Consider the following 20,537-nt stretch of genomic DNA (forward strand, 5'->3'; position numbering starts at 1 on the left):
GCTTTAAAATGTCAAGTTGTTGAATCGAATTTTTTGTTAGAAGTAGCATTTTTATCATGAAAATGTAAAATTTAGGATAAGATGCGAACATATCGATCCTTTAAAATGTTCACAAACTCTTCCCAGGGAGTGAGAAAAGTGCGGGTAGGAATCGCGGGGCTTGGAACTGTGGGCGGCAGTATATATCGCATACTGAAAGAAAGAGGAAATGAAATAGAAAAAAGAGTCGGTGAAAAGTTCATCATTTCAAAGGTGATAAATCGCTCTCCTAAAAAATACGAACTACTCGGTGTGTCGAAAGAGGAGATAGCTTTCGATTTCGATGATCTCATCTTGAACAGCGACGTGGTTGTGGAAGCAATAGGTGGGACAGACGTGGCGGTCGATCTCGTGCGACGTGCTTTGGAGCTGGGGAGAATCGTGGTAACCCCAAACAAGAATCTCATCTCCGAGTACGGCAATGAATTCTTAGAGTACATAAAGAAACGAAAGCTTTTCTTCGAGGCATCTGTGGGTGGGGGTATTCCCATAATATCTCTCCTTCAGGATTATCTGATCTTTCAGAAAGTCACAAGGATACGTGGAATAATGAACGGAACAACGAATTACATCCTCACGGAGATGAGCAAGGGAAGATCTTTCGAAGAAGTTTTGAAAGAGGCTCAGGATCTTGGCTACGCTGAGGCTGACCCTACAAACGACATCGAAGGTTACGACGTGGCGTACAAGGTTTCCGTTCTGGCCGGTGTGGTAACGGGAAGGTTCCCGGGCATAGACAGCGTGCAGTTTGAAGGCATAACCAGAATAGATCCGGAGTATCTCAAGGAGATCGTTCGCTCTGGAAGAAAGCTGAAGCTGATCGGAGAACTCGACTTTGCGACAAACAGATACGAGGTGCGTTTGAGAGAAGTAACACCGGAGGATCCGTTCTTCAACGTGGACGGTGTGGACAACGCGATAGAAGTTTCAACCGATCTCGCTGGAGATTTCCTTTTGAAGGGAAGGGGAGCGGGTGGATATCCCACCGCCAGCGCCGTGATAGCGGATCTCTTCAGAGTGGCGAAGTACAAAGTTCTCGGTGGTGCCGAGAAGTTCTCAGTTGTGGTGATGAAGTTCGGTGGAGCCGCCATCTCCGATGTGGAAAAACTCGAGAAGGTGGCCGAGAAGATCATAAAGAGGAAGAAGAGCGGTGTGAAACCCGTTGTCGTACTTTCCGCTATGGGAGACACCACAGATCACCTGATAGAACTCGCAAAGACAATCGACGAAAACCCTGATCCGAGAGAACTCGACCTCCTTCTTTCGACAGGAGAGATACAGAGCGTGGCTCTCATGAGTATCGCACTCAGAAAGAGAGGTTACAAATCGATTTCCTTCACTGGAAATCAACTGAGGATCATAACCGACAAACGTTACGGATCGGCAAGGATCATCGATATCAACACGGATATCATTTCGAGGTATTTGAAACAAGATTTCATACCTGTCGTCGCCGGGTTTCAGGGTATAACCGAGACGGGGGACATCACCACCCTCGGGAGGGGTGGATCGGATCTCACAGCGATCGCTCTCGCTTACTCACTGGGAGCGGATCTGTGTGAACTCTACAAAGACGTGGACGGGGTGTACACGGCGGATCCCAGGATCGTAAAGAACGCGCGGGTGATAAAAGAGCTCTCCTGGGAAGAGATGATCGAGCTTTCAAGACACGGTGCCCAGGTGCTGCAGGCAAGAGCGGCAGAATTCGCGAGAAAGTACGGTGTCAAGGTTCTCATAAAGAACGCACACAAGGAGACTCGTGGAACTCTCATATGGGAGGGGACAAAAGTGGAGAATCCAATCGTCAGGGCGGTTACCTTTGAAGATGGTATGGCGAAAGTCGTTTTGAAGGACGTGCCAGATAAACCAGGTGTTGCAGCACGGATTATGAGAACTCTCTCACAGATGGGAGTGAACATCGACATGATCATACAGGGAATGAAAAATGGAGAGTACAACACTGTAGCATTCATCGTTCCAGAATCCCAGCTTGGAAAACTCGACATCGACCTTTTGAAAACAAGAAGCGACGCAAAAGAAATCATCATTGAAAAAGGACTCGCAAAGGTCTCCATCGTAGGGGTGAACCTCACCTCAACACCTGAAATCTCCGCCACTCTCTTTGAAACACTGGCGAACGAGGGGATCAACATCGATATGATCAGTGCATCGAACAGCAGGATCTCTGTGATCATAGACGGGAAATACGTGGAGGATGCCGTGAAGGCGATCCACAGCAGATTCGAACTGGACAGGGAGTGATGAAATTGGGAATACTCGAAAAGTACAGAGAATTTCTTCCCGTAACAGACAAAACCCCCATGCTCTCTTTGAATGAAGGGAACACTCCTCTCATACCCCTCGTGAACATGAGTAGGGAACTCGGAATAAACATCTACGTAAAATACGAAGGGGCCAATCCGACGGGGTCCTTCAAAGACAGAGGAATGGTCGTTGCCGTCGCAAAAGCACTGGAAGAAGGCTCGAAAGCCATCATGTGCGCTTCGACGGGAAACACCTCCGCGTCCGCTGCCGCGTACGCAGCAAGGGCGGGAATAAAGGCGATCGTTCTGATACCGGAAGGGAAGATCGCGCTCGGAAAATTGGCTCAGGCGATGATATACGGCGCTGTGGTGCTTCAGGTGAGAGGAAATTTCGACAAGTGTCTGGAATTGGTCAAGGAAATCACATCTAAATATCCCATCACACTCGTGAACAGCATCAATCCCTACAGACTCGAAGGGCAGAAAACGGCCGCTTTTGAGATAGTCGACGAGCTCGGCGATGCACCGGATTACCATTTCATACCCGTGGGAAACGCGGGCAACATCTCCGCTTACTGGATGGGGTACAAAGAGTACTACCAGCATGGGTTCTCTACCAAACTGCCGAAGATGATGGGATTCCAGGCGGAAGGAGCTGCCCCCATAGTTCGCGGCCATCCCATAGAAAACCCGGAGACGATCGCCACTGCCATAAGGATTGGTAACCCCGCAAACTGGGAAAAAGCGGTGCGGGCACGCGACGAATCTGGCGGAGACATCGACATGGTGAGCGACGAAGAAATACTACGTGCCCAAAGGCTCTTAGCCCAGAAAGAGGGAATCTTCTGCGAACCCGCGTCCGCTGCTTCAATAGCGGGTCTTTTGAAGAAGCACAAGCAGGGAATCTTCAAAGGTGGAGAAACCGTCGTGTGTACCCTCACCGGGAACGGTTTGAAGGATCCAAACATCGTCATCTCACAGCTTGAGCCCCCAAGGACCATAGAAGGAAGAGTAGAAGAGATTCTGGAGGTACTCGACATATGAAGATCCTGGTGCCGGCCACAACAACCAATCTCGGAGCGGGATTCGATGTCTTTGGACTCGCGCTGGATCTTTTCAACGAGGTAGAGTTTTCCTTCGATACGAAAGAGACAACCATAGAAAGTGTTGGAAAATACGCACCGGATTTGAAAGATCATAATCTGTTTTTCAAAGTCTTCGAGTTCTTCGAAAGAAGAACCGGGTACAGGGTACCACCTGTCTGGATCAAGCAGACGTGCAACATTCCTGTGTCGAGTGGCCTTGGATCGAGCGCAGCCGTGATCGTTGCGGCACTCCACATTGCGAACGAAGGAACAGGTAGGAACCTTTCACGGGAAGATCTCATGAAACTCGCTGCGGAGCTGGAAGGCCATCCCGACAACGTTGTTCCCGCCTTCACAGGAGGTCTCGTTGTTTGTTATCAAAACGGAAGTCACTTTGATTTTGAAAAGTTCGAAATCGACCTTTCTCTCACCTTTCTCGTTCCGAACTTTTCAATGTGCACGAATGAAATGAGAAAGATCCTTCCGGAGAAGGTTCCTTTTGAAGACGCTGTTTTCAACATAAAGAATTCGTGCCAGTTCCTTGCAAAGATCGCAGCCGGAAAGATCACAGAGGCCCTGAAATACGTAGGAGATCGTCTTCACCAGAACTACAGAATAAACGGCAACAGGAAGATGAAAGAGTTTGTGGAAGCCATTTTGTCAAAAAATCCCGAATACTGGTTTGTGAGTGGATCCGGTCCTTCTGTTTGTTCCAGCATAAACAACTTCGACGGAATTCCTTATCTCAAAGACGTTCTGAAGCTGAGAGTGAACAACAGGGGGATGATAATCTCAGAATAGGGGGTGTATCGATGGAGGCAGTGATTGTAAAGGATCTGAAAAGAAGCATTGGAAAGAAAGAGATCCTGAAAGGAATTTCTTTTGAGATCCAAGAAGGAGAGATCTTTGGTCTCATAGGACCAAACGGTGCGGGGAAGACCACCACACTCAGGATCATCTCAACGCTGATCAAACCTTCTTCCGGAACTGTCACCGTATTCGGAAAGAACGTTGTCGAAGAGCCACACGAAGTGAGGAAGTTGATCAGCTACCTTCCCGAAGAAGCGGGTGCCTACAGGAACATGAGGGGAATCGAGTATCTGAGATTCGTTGCGGGTTTTTACGCTTCCAGTTCAAGTGAGATGGAAGAGATGATCGAACGGGCAATGGAGATCGCCGATCTCGGTGAAAAGATAAAAGAAAGAATCTCAACCTACAGCAAAGGTATGGTGAGAAAACTCCTCATAGCGAGGTCTTTGATGGTGAATCCTCGTCTCGCCATCCTCGACGAACCCACCTCCGGTCTCGATGTCCTCAACGCAAGAGCGGTGAGAAAGATATTGAAACGGGCATCTCAGGAAGGTCTCACCATACTGCTCTCCTCTCACAACATGCTCGAAGTAGAGCTCCTCTGTGATCGAATAGCGCTGATCCACAACGGAATGATCGTGGAAACGGGAACCGCCGAAGAACTCAAAGAAAAGTACAGAGCACAGAACATCGAAGAGGTCTTCGAGGAGGTGGTGAAATGTTCGGAAGACTTCTGAAGAAAGAGATAAAAGAGCTTCTCAATCTGGGGACGATCGTCTCTGTCGTTGTGATGGCTGTTCTGTACGCTTCACTGGGTAACGTGTTCAAAAGCGCCGTAGAGAAATCCACTGCTGGTCAAAAGGTGGCGATTGTGAGGGAAGATACGGGAACGATCGCCAAACTCGCAGAGAAAACACTCAGTGATGTGGTAAACGTCGTGTACGCAGGAAGCGATCTGAAAGAAGCGGAAGAAACCGTGAAAAAGGAGAAGGCTTCTGCGATCATTGTGATACCCGAAGATTTTTCTCAAAGTCTGGAATCGGGTGAAAAAGCACGGTTGGAAATTGTGTGGTACCTAAGAGGAACCGGCCTGTCAGAAGCGGTCTCCACAGGTATGATCTCATCTCTGATCGAATCCCTCAAAGTGCAACTCGCTTCATTTGTACTGAATGATCCGAAAAAAGCCCAGCTTCTGTTCAATCCATTCGAAGTCGTTCAACATACCTATTTGAAGGGCAAACTCTTTGAAAATCACTCACCAAAAGAGATAATGAACGTCTTCTACTCTCAAAACATAACGATTCCCATTCTGATCATGATGCTGATTGTCATGTCAGGATCTTCCCTCATCACCTCACTCGCACTTGAGAAGGAGAACAAAACTCTCGAGACACTCCTCACGATGCCTGTGAAAAGGGAACACATCGCACTCGCAAAGATCGTGGGAAGTGCGATCGGTGGTTTGATCTTTGCGGGAATATACATGGCAGGCTTCTACAGCTACCTGAATTCTCTAACGCAGGATGTTCAGGGAATGGGATTGAACTTTAAAACCGTAGATTTTCTACTGATGGGATTGAGTCTCTTTCTTTCCATCTTGGCTGGCCTTTCTCTCTGTATGCTACTCGGTATGATGGCAAAAAACGAGAGCAGCGCTCAGCTTCTCACGTTTCCCATTTCGATACTCGCACTGGTTCCGATGATAGCGAACATGATCATGGATTTTTCGAACCTTCCAGGAATTCTCAAGGTAATTGTTTTCCTGATTCCTTTCTCTCATCCCATAATGTCTCCGAAGCTGACTTTTTATGGGGAATATGGTCTCATTCTCTCGGGAATTCTGTACCTTCTCATCTTTTCCGTCGTCACCACGATCTTTGTATTCAGAATTTTCAACTCAGATTACATCGTTCTTGGATGGCAGGGGGAGAAAAGTTTGAAGTTTTTCTCACGTTGAATCTCTGACAGCGGTATAAACGTTCAGATGAACCTTCATATCGAAGGCTTCTGGAACGATGCGTTCTGGTTCTGGTTTGCATGAACGAGCGATGGCTTCCACGGCGGAGAGAAGCATATTCTTTGTGATCTTAGATCTTTTCTCCACAGCTCCTTTCATAATACCGGGAAAAGCGAGGAGGTTGTTCACCTGGTTTGGATGATCTGACCTTCCCGTCGCCACGATGAAGGCACCCGCTTCCCTCGCGAGTTTTGGATCTATCTCAGGTACTGGATTTGCGAGGGCGAATATCACAGGTTTTCTGTTCATTTTCTCTATCCACGCTGGTTTCAGAATGTTTCCCCTCGAAACACCTATGAAGAAATCAGCGCCTTCTAGGGCTGTTTCAAGATCACCTGACAATCCTTCTGAATTGGTGATGCGTGCGATTTCGAGGTGATACTCGTTCAAACAGGTCTCTGGGTTTCTTTCGTTGAGGATGCCGTTTTTATCGACAGGTACAACGTTTTTCACACCAAGATCGAGCAAAAACTTCACGATGTTGTAGCCGGCGGCTCCTATACCGTTCACAACCACCTTTACTTCTTCGATCTTCTTCCCCGTGAGTTTCAACGCGTTGAGAAAAGCTGCAGAAACCACCACTGCAGTTCCCTGCTGGTCATCGTGGAAGACGGGTATGTTCATCTCTTCCGAAAGACGCTGAAGGATTCTGAAACACTTCGGCGCTCCTATGTCTTCAAGATTTATTCCACCAAAGCTCGGCTCAAGACTCCTAACGATAGAGATTATTTTTTCCTCGTCAGATTCGGAAAGACAGATGGGAAAGGCGTCGAGATCGGCGAAGGCTTTGAAAAGAAAGGCTTTTCCTTCCATCACTGGAAGGGCACCGTAAGGTCCAATATCACCGAGTCCCAGAACGGCGCTTCCATCCGAAACAACGGCAACCATGTTCCATCTCGAGGTGTAAATGTAGGTCTTTTCTGGGTTCTCAGCGCAGATTTTGGCAACGTCCGCGACACCGGGTGTGTAGAGCAGAGATAGCATCTCCCTGTCAACCTTTTCGACAGGAAGGATAGTTCTTATCTTTCCCTTCAGAAATCTGTGTATCTCGAGCGCATCCATATCTCTCACTCCCTGAAAATCGTGTTCCCGCTGCTGTCGATCGCCACAATAAGGGGAAAGTCCTCCACTTCTATTTCATAGACCGCTTCGGGCCCGAGGTCTTCAAAGGCCAAAACTCTCGACTTTTTCACCCTCTTCGAGAGGGCAGCGGCTGTGCCGCTTGGTGTAACAAAATAAACCCTCTTCCATTTTCTGCAGGCCTCTATCGCCTTTTTTGAACGCTTTCCCTTCCCTATCGTTGCGGTGACCCCAAGATCGAAGAGCATCTCCAGGTAATCATCCATTCGAGCACTCGTGGTGGGTCCTATGGCACCCACAGGCTTTCCGGATGGTGTTTTGGCAGGGCCCGCGTAAAAGACAATTTGCCCCCTGAGATCCACCGGTGGTTCTTCTCCTCTATCGACGATCTCTTTCAAACGTCTTTGAGCTTGATCTCTCATCACGATGAGCTTACCGGAGTAACGAATTTCCTGACCGGCTTTCAGATCTTCAATTCTCAAAAGTCACTTTCCCCCTTCTGCAGAGGTAACAATCCACCGAAACGGCAACCGGCAGGGTGGCGATGTGGGTCGGAAAATGTTCTATGTGAACGGAGTAAACGGTGATACCCTTTCCGAGACCTTGAAAGCCTATTACGAGAAAGTTGAGTTCCTCTTCGAGTTCCTTCTCGAGTTCTGCGTATTTTGGATCTTTGTTCCTCTCCTCGAAGCTCTTCGTAAGCGCTAACTTCGAAAGGAGAAGAGCCTTATCGGCTGTTCCTCCGATCCCGATACCCACGTGGAGCGGTGGGCAGGCCTTTGCTCCGTGTGCTTTGATGTGCTCGATAACGAATTCTTTGACTTTCTCCACATCTGAGGTGGGAGTCATCATACGAAGAACCGTGAGATTTTCACTGCCTCCACCTTTCACCAGAAATCTGATCTCAAGGGATTTTCCCTTCACCTGGAAGATGTGGACGATTGCGGGAGTGTTCGTTCCAGTGTTGATTCTTTCAAAGAGTGGATCGGTGACGATCGAATAACGAAAAGGATACTCGCTGTACACCTCTCCAACGGCCCTGTTCAGGGTTTCCTCAATAGGTTCTTCCAGTTTCACCTCGTGACCCATGAAAACGAAGAATTCCACTATTCCTGTGTCCTGACAGAGTGGAAGTTTTTCCTCTTTGGAAACGCGGCAGTTTTCCTTTATTATATCTGAAAAGGGACCTTCGTACCGCTCGATGATTTCTTCTACTTCTGGATTGATCTTTATGTTGGCTTCGATGATGGCTCTCTTGATCTTTTCGGAAATAACGTGTTTGTTTATCAAAGCTCTTCACCTCAAGAGAGATTATATCACTGAAGGAGGGGGAATATGAGAATTGTTGTGAATTTGAAACCTGAGGAAATCCCAAAGCACTGGTACAACGTACTCGCAGATCTTCCGTTCAAACTCGATCCGCCGCTGGACCCCGAAACGAAACAACCCATTTCACCCGAGAAGCTCTCTGTTATCTTCCCCATGAGTTTGATCGAACAGGAGGTCTCAGAAGAGCGTTTCATCGAAATACCCGAGCCCGTTCTGAAAGAATACGCCGTTTACAGACCCACTCCCCTCATCAGAGCCACTTTCTTAGAAGAGTACCTCCAGACTCCGGCGAGGATCTACTACAAGTACGAAGGAGTGAGCCCCACTGGAAGCCACAAGCCGAACACAGCCATCGCCCAGGCCTACTACAACAAGATAGAAGGGGTCAAAAGGCTCGTCACAGAAACGGGGGCGGGACAATGGGGTAGCGCTCTCTCATATGCCGGCGCCAAGTTCGGATTGGAAGTAAAAGTGTTCATGGTGAAGATCAGCTACCAGCAAAAACCGATGAGAAAATACATGATGAACCTCTTCGGAGGAAAGGTAACTCCAAGCCCCAGTGAAGAAACGAACTTCGGAAAGAAGATCCTGAGTGAAGATCCAGACAATCCAGGTAGTCTTGGCATCGCCATCAGTGAGGCACTGGAAGTGGCCGTGTCTGATCCGAACACGAAGTACTCCCTCGGAAGCGTATTGAATCATGTTCTGCTCCACCAGACGGTTATAGGCCTCGAGATCAAGAAACAGCTCGAACTCATAGGTGAAAAACCAGACATCTTACTGGGATGTCACGGAGGAGGCTCGAATTTTGGAGGAACGATACTTCCCTTCGTTCCAGACAAACTTTCCGGAAGGGATATCAGGTTCGTCGCCTGCGAGCCTGCCGCGTGTCCATCCCTGACGAAAGGGAATTACGATTACGATTTCGGAGACACCGCGGGACTCACACCTCTGCTGAAAATGTACACCCTTGGAAAGGACTTCATTCCTCCGAAGATACACGCGGGAGGTCTCAGATACCACGGCTCCGCTCCGATAATCGCAAGACTTGTGAAAGAAGGGCTCGTGGAGGCACAGGCTTTCGATCAGGACGAAACGTTCGAGGCAGCGAAGACATTCGCAAAGCTTGAAGGGATAATTCCCGCTCCGGAATCCGCCCATGCCATTGCAGGAGCTATAAGAGAAGCAAAGAAAGCGAAAGAAGAAGGAAAAGAACGTGTGATAGTATTCACTCTGAGCGGCCACGGTCTGCTCGATCTCACAGCGTACGTGTGAGGAGGTAAAACACGTGAAGAAGAAACTGCTGTTCTCCATATGGTTGAACGCCATCATAACGCTCTCTGAAGTGGCCGGCGGCTTGATATCTGGGAGTCTCGCCCTTCTGGGCGACTCCCTTCATAACTTTTCCGATACCATGAGTCTTATTGGAAGTTTCATCGCGATGAAGATCAGCGAGAAACCGAAAAACAAAAAGTACACCTTCGGTTACAGAAGAAGCGAAATCATTGTGGCTTTCTTGAACTCCGTATCCATCTTCGTTGTTTCAACACTCGTTGTCATCGAAGCGGTGAAAAGATTGGGGAACCCCGCCACCGTTCACACGTCGGTGCTTCTCCTCGTCTCCTCGATAGGTCTCGCTGCCAACTTCTTTTCCGTCATCCTTCTTCACACCCACAGCAAAGAAAGTATGAACGTTCGATCCGCGTACCTGCACCTCATAGCGGACACCCTGTCCTCGATCCTTGTGGTTCTTGGGGCTGTTTTCATGAGGGTCTGGAAAATATACTGGCTCGACCCTGTTCTCGCCTTCGTTATAGCCTTATACATGTTCAAAGAGGCTTATGAAATAGTGAAAGAGTCCTTTGAGATCCTCATGGAAGCTTCACCGAACCTGGACTTTGAGAAAATAAAGGAGGAAATTGAAAAAATAGAAGGTGTGAGGAACGCCCACCATTTTCACGCCTGGAGAGTGGGAGAGAAAGAAATCCACTTCGAGTGTCACGTTGAAGTGGACAACATGGAACTGAAAGACGCCCAGAAGATCATAGACGAAATAGAAAAAAGATTGAAAAAATACGGGATAACCCACACCACCGTTCAGCTCGAATGTGAAAGGTGCAGCAAAGAGATGATCTGCAGTTAGAGTTTCAAAACGGGTTCTTCTTTCAAAAGCCTCCTGTCGCTGGTGAATAGTACAACCTGTCTGGTCTTGGACACCTCTTTCAGTTCCTGCCAGAGTAGGTCTATCTTCTCATCGTCCAGATCGACAAAAGTGTTGTCCACAACAAGGGGGCTCTCAACCTCCAGAACACGACTTATAAACCTCTTCATCTGAAAACTCAGGAGTTTCAAAGCGGAGGTGTTCAACACATCGACAACCTTTTTTTCTTCGGGAACGTTGATCGTCACCATCAGATCCGGAGAAACCTTGAAAACCTGATTTTCCTTGAAGAACCTTCTGTAAACATCCGTCAACTCTACTGCCAGATCCCTTGTGTAACCCCTCAACAGTTCCTCGTGTTCTTTTTTGATCCGATCCTTAAACTCGGGAATGTAACCAATGGCCCGCTCAAAAATCTCGAGTTCAACCTTCTTCCTGAAAAGCGCTTCCAGAACATCGAAAGGTTCTTCGAGAGGTGAAACCACGAGTTTCTCCAGTTCACTTTCTATCTGTTCCACTTCTCTTTTGAGTTCTTCTATTCTCGCGTTTGATCTGCTCGATTCTATCTCTTCTTTTTCTTTCATGAGGTTAGCGATTTCTTTTTCCAGTGAATCTCTGGTTTTCCTCAGATTTGCACGTCTTTCCAGAAGGTCTCTCAACACCTTCAATTCATCTTCGCTGTCGACTCCTATTTCCTTCAGCGTGTTTTTCAGTACTTCTTCCTGCTCTCTGGAGTACTCCTGCAGTTCTTCCAGATTCTTTTTCTTGGCAGATAGAGAAGCCTCAACGGAGCTTTTCAAAATCAGAAGTTCTCTCATCTGTTCTTCCACGTTTTCAACCGCCTTTCGTGGTTCACTTCCGTACTTCGAAAGAAACGGTATTCTTTCGAAGACCTTCTTCACGATCTGATCCCTCAAAAATTTTTCGAGTTCTTCGATGTTATCAACACCTGCGGTTTCCTTCAGCTTGCTCACGATCTGGTTCTTTCTCTCGATCAACGACCTCTTTTGCGTCGAAAGATTCATGAGCTCACTTTCAAGTTCAAACAATTTCCTTCTCAACCTGTAATAGTTCCACATGGAAATCGCAGAGGCACCTGTTCCTGCCAGTGTCAGATAGAAGAACAGGTATCCCGACTTGAGAAAGGCAAAGATGATGGAAACCAGTGCAAAGGTCAGGAAAACGGCAACAAAAATCCTGAAAATAGAAAGTGTTTTGTCGAAGCGCTTCATGTCGTCACCTGTATTTTCGATCTTTGCCTGAGTTTCTTCGAGTTTTTCATCTATTTCCCTGAGAGGCTCTCTGAGATGACCTATTATCTCGTTCAGCTTTGCTTTCTGTTCGTTTTCCACCAGTTCTATCTGTAACTTCATGTTCTCCAACTTGAGTTTCAGTTCCTCAAGACTGCTGACGGAGAAGTCTTTCATGATCGTCTTCAGTCTTTCTTCCGTATCTTTCGATTTTTCCTCGAGTGATTCTATCTCTTTTTCCAGTTCTTTACCGCGCTCTCTCAAATAATCCAGTTTCTGGGCAATCTCGATCGCTTCACGAACTTTTTCTTCGGAAACCGCTGTTTTCCTTTCGATCTCCTCGAGTTCTTTTTCAACACGGAGAAGCTCCGCTTTCATCTCATTGATTCTGGCTTCGATAGAAGACAATCTCTCAGATTTTTCACTCTCGAATCTATTGATCTCTTCCTCCAGAAGTCTTCTCTTCTCCTGAAGATCCCGCGAAAGCTCTTTCTTTCTCTTCAAAACCAGAAGGAGCGATCGCCTTTTTTCTTTCCAGGCCTCAACTCTCTCTTTCAGGTTTGAGATCTCAGCCTCCAGTTCTTTTGTCTTCTTCATCAAGACAGAGAAATCCTCGTTCAATATCCTTTCAAGTTCCACTGCTTCGGGTCTGTTTCTGTAGCTTTCCATAAGGAAGGAAGCGACCTTTTTCGAACCGTTGAGGGTGTTGTCCACTCCCTCCGATATGAAAGAAGTGAAGGAAAACAGTTCGGGATCCAGTCTTCCCTGACCGAATTCCACCCTTCCCTCACTCGTCTCGAGATATCCCCCAAACCTGTTCGAAAACCATGGCCTGTAGTTCTCAAGTTCGGGAAGCTCTCCCGTGAGGCAGTATCTTATAAAATTCGCAAGGGTGGTTTTTCCAGCTGCGTTCCCTCCGAAGATGATGTTCAACCCGCTTTTCAGGGGGAAAGAAAAATTCTCGAATTTTCCAAACCCTTCAACGTGTACACGCTCTATTTTCATGTTTCATCCCCCGTTTCGATTTCTTCCAGCAGCAATGCATCAAGCTTTGGCCGGTTTTTCTTTTTCAAGATTTTACCAGTGAACTTTACGCTTCTTCTGTTCTTTATTCTCTCAACTTCCCTATCCCAGAAGATCCCTTTCAAAAGGGTAAAAGACTCCTCGGGAACTTCCATCAATTCGTCGAAAACGCTTATTTCTTCGAGCTTCACTTTGAAACCCGAAAGATCTATTCTTTCGAATTTTTCACCATCGTACACGAGGCATTCACATTTTTCAGAGAGGGGAGAAGACGTGAACTCAGGGTAGGAAAAATCCAGCCTTCGTTCAACAGAAACATCGAGATAATCCACGATCTCATCCAGAACAATCGAATTCTGAGGAATATAGTCCTTTATGAATTTTTCAGCGATGATAGGATCCACCTCTTCTGAAAAGAGGTTTATAAACACAAACACTCCTTCAAATGTCCTCAAGACGTGGTTCAAAAGTTCAAGTTTTGCGCTGTCCAGTTCTTTCCGAAAAAACAACCAGCCCCCCGGGTAGTCGAAAAACCTCAAATCTTTGATCAAAATGTACTTCATTTCACCCCTCCTTTTTCAAGGGTTTTTCAAGAAAATTTAAGGCGTTCTTTTTGATCGTTTCAAGAGGATGTTACGGAGATCGGTTAAATTCTAACTTGCGTGTCCCTCATCCCCCCGATCCCCCCTGACCCGATGAAGACAAGACACAAAGTATGGGAGGGACGAAAGTCCCTCCTTGTGTTTTTATTTAGGTATGTAAAGCTTCAAATCACGCTCGATGTTGTCTATTCTGGTTTGCTGCACCTGAACGATCTTCGTGGGATGGTAGGTTGTACCAACCCCGAAAACGAGCAGGAACACCCTGTTTGGAATCCCCACTATTAAGGTGGCGTCTCGCGGTATTACAATATCGTATTCTGTGGAGATCTTCGGTTTTTTGTAGTAGAAGAACCTGTAAGGTGAAAGACCTGGCTTCACATCCCTTGAAAAGAGTACTTCATTTCCGTCCTTGACGGTGATCCACACGGGATCGTTCCCTATGACGAAGATCCTCATGTATCCAGTCGTGGTATCGTCTTCGATCTCAGAAAATATCCTTTCAAAATCCACGCTGGCTTTTTCAAAGTATTCGTACGCAGTTATATAGCGACTGATAATGGAATTGGGTTTCAGAAGTTCCTCTACCACCTTCAGTCGTTCCTCGTAACTCTTCAGTGTAGATTGAAACTGTTTTTCCACTTCGTCCATCCTGGCTTCAAGCTTCTTCAAAAAATAGAAATTGAAAACAGACAGCACGAAGAAGAGTAAAATAGCGATGACTATCAAAGAAGCGAAAAACGTTACGAGACTGTCTTTTTTCATCTTCGATCACCCTAATCCAGAAATCATTCTCTTCACCTTCTGAACCGTGTTGTCAACTTTCTTTGTGTTCACACCGAGCTCTTTCGCTATCTCGCTGTATGAGCATCCATCAAGCCATCTGAGAAAGATCTCTTTTTCTTTTTCATTCAATAGTTCAAGGACTGTTTCTAAAATTATGCCAGAAAATGCGCTTCTGGCAACATCGGTCTCGCTATCGGGCACTTCAAAAGGTGCGTCATCTTCCTCTTTTTCCATACCATCCACGTTCACAGCGTCTGAGAGCATCCTGTTCTTCTTTCTGTTCAGATAAGTGAGAAAGGACTTTATCTCGGAGTCAACACTCCTCCATGCAAAAGACGTGAAAGAGCTTTTGGTTTTATCGTAATAGAAAATCGCCTTTATCAATCCCACAAGGCCGTTTTGAACTATATCTTCGTGTTCGGCCCAGCTCGCAAAATACTGGGAAGCGATCTTAACAACCATAGGGTAATACTTCTCAACAATGAGGTCGATGGCTTCTTTGAATCCTGCCTGCGCGTACTCAACGAGTTCTTCAACTCTCTTACTTCTCAGTCTGTATTTCAGCATTCTATCCGAGAGACCTCGGATCCAGAGCGTCTCTCAACGCGTCACCAACGAAGTTGAAAGAAAGCACGGTGATGAAGATGAAGATACCGGGTATGAGAAGCCAGGGGTACTTCGTCATGTAGGTGACGTTCTGAGCCTGTGCGAGCATGAGCCCCCAGCTGGCACTCGGTTCCCTGATACCGAGTCCAAGAAAACTCAAGCTCGCTTCACCGAGAATGTAACCGGGTATTGCAAGGGTCGCGGCAACGATGAGGTAGCTTGCCGTGTTGGGCAGAACGTGCCTGAAGAGAATTCTCGTGTCAGGAAAACCAAGTGCTCTCGCCGCTTCCACGAATTCACGCTGTTTTATTGAAAGAACCATTCCCCTTATAACCCTGGCTCTTCCTGCCCAGCCGATGAAAGAGAGGATGAACACAAGAAGCACATACACCTGTGTGGATGGGATATCGAGTGGTAGAAGAGATCTTAAAAGGATGAGCAGGTAGAAACCCGGCAGCGACATGATGATCTCGGAGAACCTCATCATGAATTCGTCCACGATGCCTCCATAGTAGCCGGAAATACCACCGAAGACGAGCGAAAGGGCGAACGTGATGAACATTCCGATGAAACCTATGGAAAGCGAGATCCTGGAAGCGAACACTATTCTGCTCCACACATCCCTTCCATACTGGTCAGCTCCCATGATGTAGAGTCTCACGTACTCGTTGTTATCGTAGTTGTCCACCCCAAAGAGATGATAGTGGAACGGAAAGATCCAGAAGAGGTACCCTATACGGTTCTTCGCATCTCCACCCCAGGATTTGACAAACCACTTCACCGGATAAGTTTTGTAGTCGTAGTCGATCACCTTTCCTGTGATCATCTCAATGTCTTCGCCTTTTTTCACGAGGATCATGTTGAGCTTCTCTTTTATGACGACCTTTTCGATCTCATCGGGGGAATTCAGGCCAAGTCTGAAACCGTATTTCCCAAAGTACGTGTCTTTCGCGGCTTCGGAAGAGGTTTCTATATCTGCCTCTCCTTTCGTTAGAACCTTTTCGTCGTATCCGAACAGAAGGTAATCAACCACTTTCGTTGTTGAACCGGCGTATTTCATGGTGCCGTCCTTTGGAACGATGTAATACTCTTCGTCCAGCATGAAAGAGAATCCCGTTACACCGTCTTTTCCGATTTCGTACTCAACCTGTGTTCCGAAGACATCGAGAACGAGCCTTTTCGGGAAGAGCATTTCGTAGAATTTTCTCTCGAAAGTTGCTTTGTCCACGTAGCTTATCGTGGGAAGCACGTAGGCACCCACTCGTTCTCCCTTGTACTCCCTGTGTATCTTCGTGGGAGGAGCGAAGGAATGCTTGAGAGACTGTTCGTAGGGATGGTGCGGGGAGAGAAAATCCGCGAACAACGCCATGAGATAGAGGACGATCAGAACGTACAGCCCGAACATTCCGAGTTTGTTTCTTTTGAAGGCTCTCCAGACGAGTTCCCTCCTGGAAAGGACCCTTTCCTTAAACTCTATTTCCCCGTTCTCTATCATCGTCTTTTCCTCAGCCATTGCGATTCCTCCCTCACTCGAATCTGACCCTTGGGTCCACAGCGGCGAGAAGCACATCCGCCACAAGGTTACCAATCACGAGCATTATCGCACTGATCACGGCGGACGCCATAACGATGTAAATGTCCTGCTGAAGGAGTGCCTGGTAAATGAGCCTTCCCATGCCGGGCCAGGCAAAGATGTTCTCTATGATGACCGCTCCTCCGAGAACGTTGGAAATACTGAACCCAAGGAAAGTGATCATGGGGTTGATAGCGTTCCTCAGGGCGTGCTTGTATATCACCACACGTTCTGGCATTCCTTTCGCACGGGCAAATTCCACGTAGTCCTCGTTCAGCACGTCGAGAAGACTACCTCTCATGTATCTCATGAGGGAAGCAAAACCACCGAAACCAAGAGCGATGGTTGGAAGAACAAGATGAGATGCGATATCCTTGAACTTCTCCCAGGTTGTCATCTGGTTGTGATTCACCGAGACCATACCGGCGATTGGAAACCAGCCGGTCTTCGCAGCCATGTAAAGGAGCAGAATGGCCAGGAAAAACCCTGGAAGGGCAATTCCACTGAAAGCGACAACTGTGAGAATCTTATCCCAGATGCTGTACTTCTTCAGAGCCGAGAAAACACCGACGATTATTCCAAGCAACCACTCGAACGCAAGGGAAGAAACGGAGAGTATCACCGTAGCGAAGACCCTCTCCCAGATGAGTGTGGAAACGGGCCTTCTGTAGTAGAACGAGTAACCAAAATCTCCTTTCAAAACGTTTTTCAGCCAGATGCCGTACTGAACGATCCAAGGCTTGTCTAGGCCAAGCTCCTTTTCCATCTTCTCAAGGAACTGCTGAGAAACGGAAGGATCAAGACGGTACATGTCCAGGAAGTCTCCTGGAGCCGCCTCCATGATGATGAAAACTATGAAAGAGATGATTATGAGCTCGGGAATCATGATAATCAATCTACGTGCGATGTACTTGAGCAAGCAAGATCACCTCTTTGAACAGAATTTTAAGGGGAGGGGAAGATCCCCTCCCGATGGATCATTGCTCTTTCCAGACACAATCCTGGTTCCAGCCCCACACACCACCGAAAGCAGTGGGTTCCACGTTGTGGAGTTTGTTGCTATAGGCGTAGAGATAGAGCTGCTGGGTGGTGTAGATGAGCGGTATGTGTTCGGACACGAGCCTCTGGAATTCTCTGAACATATCGACAACTTTCTGCTGGTCGAGTATCTTCACGTTCTCCTCGAAGATTCTGTCGATCTCTTTTTCCCAATCTGGCAGGTAGTAATCGTTGGGATCAACGAAGTCTTTAACTTCCGGATGATAGTTCCAGAAGTGGAGGGATCCTTTGATTCTCCAAACGTTAGCTCCGCCCTGAGGTTCATCGGATCCGGTGAGTCCTATAATGATAGATTCCCAGTCACCGTTCACAACGAGCTTCTGAACGAGTGTGTTGAAATCGATGGGAGCGAAGGTGACATCCATTCCGAGTTTTTTGAGCGCTTCCGTTATGATGTTACCCATTCCTTCACGGATCTGGTTTCCAGCGTTGGTCATGATGATGAACTTCACCGGATTTCCTTCACTGTCGAGGAGCTGGCCGTTTTTATCCCATTTGAAACCACCGAGCTTGAGCATCGTTCTGGCAAGATCGAGGTTGTACGGATACTTTCTGAGAACGGATTCGTCGTAATAAACGGTCGCAGCCTGACTGATAGGACCCCACTGTTCAACCGCGAGGCCGTTGTAGAGTGTGTCGATCATCGACTGCTTGTCGATGGCATACGCCACTGCCCTTCTGAAGAAATCGTTCCTGAACCACTTTCTCTTCACAGGATCGGGAGCGTTCCAGTTGAAACTGATGAAAGTGGTTCCAAAGTTCGGACCTCCGATACCCACAATCCAGCCCTTTTCTCTTGCCATGGCCTTGAGTTCCGCGTACTCTGTTCCGCGAGGTCCGTACACATCAACTTCTCCGTTTTCAAACGCAAGCCTCTGCGCATCCAGTGTTGGGATGATCTTGAAGATGATGCCGTCGAGATAAGGAAGCTGTTTTCCTTCCTTGTCGTACTTCCAGTAGTAAGGGTTCTTCACGAATCTCACGTACTGATCGGGCACGTACTCAACGGGAATGAACGGACCAAGACCCACGATTTCTCCCTTGTTGATGGCATCAACCGTCCAGAATTCCTTGAATTTTCCTTCCTTCACGTACGGTTCCGCGAGGTGTTTGGGGAAGATAGGAATGCCTCCGATGTACCTTACCGCAAGCCTGTACGCTTCTTTGAGAGTGGTTTTCACCGTGTAATCGTCGATCTTTTCGGCCACCGGCCAGTTGTCTGCAAAGAGGTCCTGCATATCGTTCGGTATGTCAGGGTTGAAATAGATATCGTTGATCGTGAAGACCACATCGTCCGCTGTGAACGGTGTTCCGTCACTCCATTTGACACCCTTCCTCAGGTGCCAGACTATCTCCATGCTTCCGTCCTCGTTTTGCTTGAGTTCCCAACTTTCCGCAAGAGCGGGATGGATCCTTGCGTAATTGTCAAGCTCGATCATGGAAGCCATAAACCTCGCTATAACGTCTGTGGAACTCGTCTCCTGTGCTACAACATCGTTACACGTTCTGGGACCGGAAAGCGTCGGTACTACGAGCACTCCCCCGTACTGTCCTGTGAATTCTGCTCCGATATACGTTTCGAACTGAGCGAACGGTGAAAGTTCTGCGAAAAGTGCAACGGCTGCAATCATAAGGAAAATACCAAGAAACCTACGCATAACATCACACCTCCTCTATGACGAATGTAAATGACACGCCACCCAGTGACCTGGGGAAATTTCCTTCATCGCCGGATACTCTTTCTCACACACGGGCATCTTGTAAGGACACCTCGGATGGAAGAAACAACCAGCCGGTCTGTTGATGGGGCTTGGAACCCCGCCCCTGAGGATGATGCGTTTTCTCGTGCGCTCAACTTTCGGATCTGGAACGGGAACGGCAGAGAGTAACGCCTGAGTGTATGGATGAAAGGGATTATCGAATATCTCGTCGGTGTTCCCCATTTCCACGATCCTGCCAAGGTACATGATACCGACTTCGTGGCTTATGAATCTCACAAGTCCAAGGTCGTGCGAGATGAAGAGATACGTGAAACCCTTTTCTTCCTGAAGCTTGAGAAACAGGTTTATAACCTGTGCCTGAACGGAAACGTCCAGCGAGGCTGTGGGTTCATCGAGTATCACTATCTCAGGATTTATGGAGATCGCCCTCGCGATAGCGATCCTCTGTCTCTGACCTCCACTGAATTGATGTGGATATCTTTCGAGGTGATATTCCTTGAGCCCCACGCTTTTGAGAAGATCTTTCACTATATCTACAGCTTCTTCTCGTGTTTTCGCCAGTCCGTGGAACAGAATAGGCTCAGTCAGAATGTCGCCAACTGTCATTCTCGGATTCAAGGAACTCATGGGATCCTGAAAGACAATCTGTATCTTCCTTCTGAATCTCATCCTCTTTTCACCGATGTCATCGAGCAGAATCTGATAAAATTTCTCTTCGCTTTCTTTCGCTTCTTTAAAGAAGATTTCCGCGTACTTCTTATCCACATCCTCAAGCACATCCACAATCTGATCTGGTGATAATTTTTCCCCAATTTCGCGGAATATATCCACGTAGGTTGTCTTCAGATATTTCTCCGCGTCTTTTCTCTTCATGAAGTAGTACGTGGTGTCGTCACCGTCGATCACAACACGGCCCGCGGTGGGATTCGTGAGACGCAGTATCGTCTTTGCGGTAGTTGTCTTCCCACATCCCGACTCGCCAACGAGGGCGAACGTTTTTCCCTTTTCCACAGAAAAAGAGATATCATCAACCGCTTTCACATAACCAACGATCTTTTTCATAAGGAATCCTTTTCTGATCGGGAAATACTTTCTCAAACTCAGCACTTCGATACTCTTCATCCTGAACAGCTCC

At 47.4% G+C, this 20,537-nt stretch carries 18 protein-coding genes; 7 read left to right on the forward strand and 11 right to left on the reverse strand.

The features are described from left to right. Window positions 1–138 precede the first annotated feature (138 nt). From MC24_RS08705 to MC24_RS08725, 5 genes are read left to right on the forward strand one after another with little or no spacing between them, the layout of a single operon-like run. Entirely contained in the window at window positions 139–2,301 is a 2,163-nt protein-coding gene (locus MC24_RS08705) for an aspartate kinase (RefSeq protein WP_038054634.1), read from the forward strand. Continuing rightward, a complete protein-coding gene (thrC, locus tag MC24_RS08710; protein WP_038054636.1) occupies window positions 2,301–3,347 on the forward strand; it encodes a threonine synthase in 1,047 nt (348 codons plus the stop codon). Before MC24_RS08705 ends, thrC begins: the two co-directional genes overlap by 1 nt. Then, window positions 3,344–4,189: a homoserine kinase gene (gene thrB, locus MC24_RS08715; protein ID WP_038054638.1), complete on the forward strand. Its 846-nt coding sequence runs from the start codon at window positions 3,344–3,346 to the stop codon at window positions 4,187–4,189. Before thrC ends, thrB begins: the two co-directional genes overlap by 4 nt. An 11-nt stretch (window positions 4,190–4,200) precedes the next feature. Then, complete coding sequence (locus MC24_RS08720; RefSeq protein WP_038054640.1) at window positions 4,201–4,935, forward strand: ABC transporter ATP-binding protein; 735 nt, start codon at window positions 4,201–4,203, stop codon at window positions 4,933–4,935. Further along, window positions 4,917–6,155 (forward strand): ABC transporter permease, encoded by a 1,239-nt coding sequence (locus MC24_RS08725; protein WP_038054642.1) that lies wholly within the window; start codon window positions 4,917–4,919, stop codon window positions 6,153–6,155. The genes MC24_RS08720 and MC24_RS08725 overlap by 19 nt, the downstream gene beginning before the upstream one ends. On the opposite strand, the gene MC24_RS08730 is transcribed toward MC24_RS08725, so the two are convergent. Genes MC24_RS08730 through MC24_RS08740 form a run of 3 tightly spaced genes read right to left on the reverse strand, consistent with a single transcriptional unit; the run spans window position 6,147 to window position 8,585 of the window. Further along, window positions 6,147–7,277: an NAD(P)-dependent malic enzyme gene (locus tag MC24_RS08730; RefSeq protein ID WP_038054644.1), complete on the reverse strand. Its 1,131-nt coding sequence runs from the start codon at window positions 7,275–7,277 to the stop codon at window positions 6,147–6,149. The genes MC24_RS08725 and MC24_RS08730 overlap by 9 nt on opposite strands. Window positions 7,278–7,282: 5 nt before the next feature. Further along, window positions 7,283–7,777 carry a FumA C-terminus/TtdB family hydratase beta subunit gene (locus tag MC24_RS08735; protein WP_038054646.1) on the reverse strand — a complete coding sequence of 165 codons (495 nt, stop codon included), beginning with the start codon at window positions 7,775–7,777 and terminating at the stop codon, window positions 7,283–7,285. Further along, entirely contained in the window at window positions 7,767–8,585 is an 819-nt protein-coding gene (locus MC24_RS08740) for a fumarate hydratase (RefSeq protein WP_038054648.1), read from the reverse strand. The genes MC24_RS08735 and MC24_RS08740 overlap by 11 nt, the downstream gene beginning before the upstream one ends. Window positions 8,586–8,630: 45 nt before the next feature. Here MC24_RS08740 and MC24_RS08745 point away from each other — a divergent pair, with 45 nt between their 5' ends. Beyond that, the gene (locus MC24_RS08745; protein ID WP_038054651.1) at window positions 8,631–9,899 is read left to right on the forward strand and encodes a TrpB-like pyridoxal phosphate-dependent enzyme; all 1,269 of its coding nucleotides are present in this window, start codon (window positions 8,631–8,633) and stop codon (window positions 9,897–9,899) included. Between the two features lie 13 nt (window positions 9,900–9,912). Then, window positions 9,913–10,767, forward strand: a complete 855-nt coding sequence (locus MC24_RS08750; RefSeq protein ID WP_038054653.1) for a cation diffusion facilitator family transporter — start codon at window positions 9,913–9,915, stop codon at window positions 10,765–10,767. Here the strand turns inward: MC24_RS08750 and MC24_RS08755 are convergent. The 8 genes from MC24_RS08755 to MC24_RS08790 all read right to left on the reverse strand — a co-directional run bounded on the left by MC24_RS08755 (window position 10,764) and on the right by MC24_RS08790 (window position 20,524). Beyond that, complete coding sequence (locus MC24_RS08755; protein ID WP_038054655.1) at window positions 10,764–13,040, reverse strand: ATP-binding protein; 2,277 nt, start codon at window positions 13,038–13,040, stop codon at window positions 10,764–10,766. The two genes, MC24_RS08750 and MC24_RS08755, sit on opposite strands and share 4 nt — an antisense overlap. Next, window positions 13,037–13,621: a hypothetical protein gene (locus MC24_RS08760; protein WP_029683202.1), complete on the reverse strand. Its 585-nt coding sequence runs from the start codon at window positions 13,619–13,621 to the stop codon at window positions 13,037–13,039. The genes MC24_RS08755 and MC24_RS08760 overlap by 4 nt, the downstream gene beginning before the upstream one ends. A 183-nt stretch (window positions 13,622–13,804) precedes the next feature. Then, complete coding sequence (locus tag MC24_RS08765; protein WP_029683204.1) at window positions 13,805–14,422, reverse strand: hypothetical protein; 618 nt, start codon at window positions 14,420–14,422, stop codon at window positions 13,805–13,807. A 6-nt stretch (window positions 14,423–14,428) separates the two neighbouring features. Continuing rightward, window positions 14,429–15,010: a sigma-70 family RNA polymerase sigma factor gene (locus tag MC24_RS08770; RefSeq protein ID WP_004081373.1), complete on the reverse strand. Its 582-nt coding sequence runs from the start codon at window positions 15,008–15,010 to the stop codon at window positions 14,429–14,431. Window position 15,011: 1 nt separating this feature from the next. Next, entirely contained in the window at window positions 15,012–16,562 is a 1,551-nt protein-coding gene (locus tag MC24_RS08775; RefSeq protein ID WP_004081374.1) for an ABC transporter permease, read from the reverse strand. A 13-nt stretch (window positions 16,563–16,575) separates the two neighbouring features. After that, a complete protein-coding gene (locus MC24_RS08780) occupies window positions 16,576–17,541 on the reverse strand; it encodes an ABC transporter permease (RefSeq protein WP_004081376.1) in 966 nt (321 codons plus the stop codon). A gap of 58 nt (window positions 17,542–17,599) precedes the next feature. Beyond that, window positions 17,600–19,339, reverse strand: coding sequence for an ABC transporter substrate-binding protein (locus MC24_RS08785; protein WP_038054657.1), 1,740 nt, complete (start codon window positions 19,337–19,339; stop codon window positions 17,600–17,602). A gap of 15 nt (window positions 19,340–19,354) precedes the next feature. Continuing rightward, the gene (locus MC24_RS08790) at window positions 19,355–20,524 is read right to left on the reverse strand and encodes an ABC transporter ATP-binding protein (RefSeq protein WP_038054659.1); all 1,170 of its coding nucleotides are present in this window, start codon (window positions 20,522–20,524) and stop codon (window positions 19,355–19,357) included. Between the last annotated feature and the right edge of the window lie 13 nt (window positions 20,525–20,537).

It is taken from the genome of Thermotoga sp. Mc24, assembly GCF_000784835.1.
In the GTDB taxonomy this organism is placed as follows: Bacteria; Thermotogota; Thermotogae; order Thermotogales; family Thermotogaceae; genus Thermotoga.

Excerpts from the sequence above, each read along its gene's own strand:
- MC24_RS08790 (WP_038054659.1), bottom strand. The coding sequence starts at position 20,524 with ATGAAGAGTATCGAAGTGCTGAGTTTGAGAAAGTATTTCCCGATCAGA.
- MC24_RS08785 (WP_038054657.1), bottom strand. The coding sequence starts at position 19,339 with ATGCGTAGGTTTCTTGGTATTTTCCTTATGATTGCAGCCGTTGCACTT.
- MC24_RS08725 (WP_038054642.1), top strand. The coding sequence starts at position 4,917 with ATGTTCGGAAGACTTCTGAAGAAAGAGATAAAAGAGCTTCTCAATCTG.
- thrC (WP_038054636.1), top strand. The coding sequence starts at position 2,301 with ATGAAATTGGGAATACTCGAAAAGTACAGAGAATTTCTTCCCGTAACA.
- MC24_RS08760 (WP_029683202.1), bottom strand. The coding sequence starts at position 13,621 with ATGAAGTACATTTTGATCAAAGATTTGAGGTTTTTCGACTACCCGGGG.
- MC24_RS08770 (WP_004081373.1), bottom strand. The coding sequence starts at position 15,010 with ATGCTGAAATACAGACTGAGAAGTAAGAGAGTTGAAGAACTCGTTGAG.
- MC24_RS08720 (WP_038054640.1), top strand. The coding sequence starts at position 4,201 with ATGGAGGCAGTGATTGTAAAGGATCTGAAAAGAAGCATTGGAAAGAAA.
- MC24_RS08730 (WP_038054644.1), bottom strand. The coding sequence starts at position 7,277 with ATGGATGCGCTCGAGATACACAGATTTCTGAAGGGAAAGATAAGAACT.
- MC24_RS08745 (WP_038054651.1), top strand. The coding sequence starts at position 8,631 with ATGAGAATTGTTGTGAATTTGAAACCTGAGGAAATCCCAAAGCACTGG.
- MC24_RS08755 (WP_038054655.1), bottom strand. The coding sequence starts at position 13,040 with ATGAAAATAGAGCGTGTACACGTTGAAGGGTTTGGAAAATTCGAGAAT.
- thrB (WP_038054638.1), top strand. The coding sequence starts at position 3,344 with ATGAAGATCCTGGTGCCGGCCACAACAACCAATCTCGGAGCGGGATTC.
- MC24_RS08765 (WP_029683204.1), bottom strand. The coding sequence starts at position 14,422 with ATGAAAAAAGACAGTCTCGTAACGTTTTTCGCTTCTTTGATAGTCATC.
- MC24_RS08775 (WP_004081374.1), bottom strand. The coding sequence starts at position 16,562 with ATGGCTGAGGAAAAGACGATGATAGAGAACGGGGAAATAGAGTTTAAG.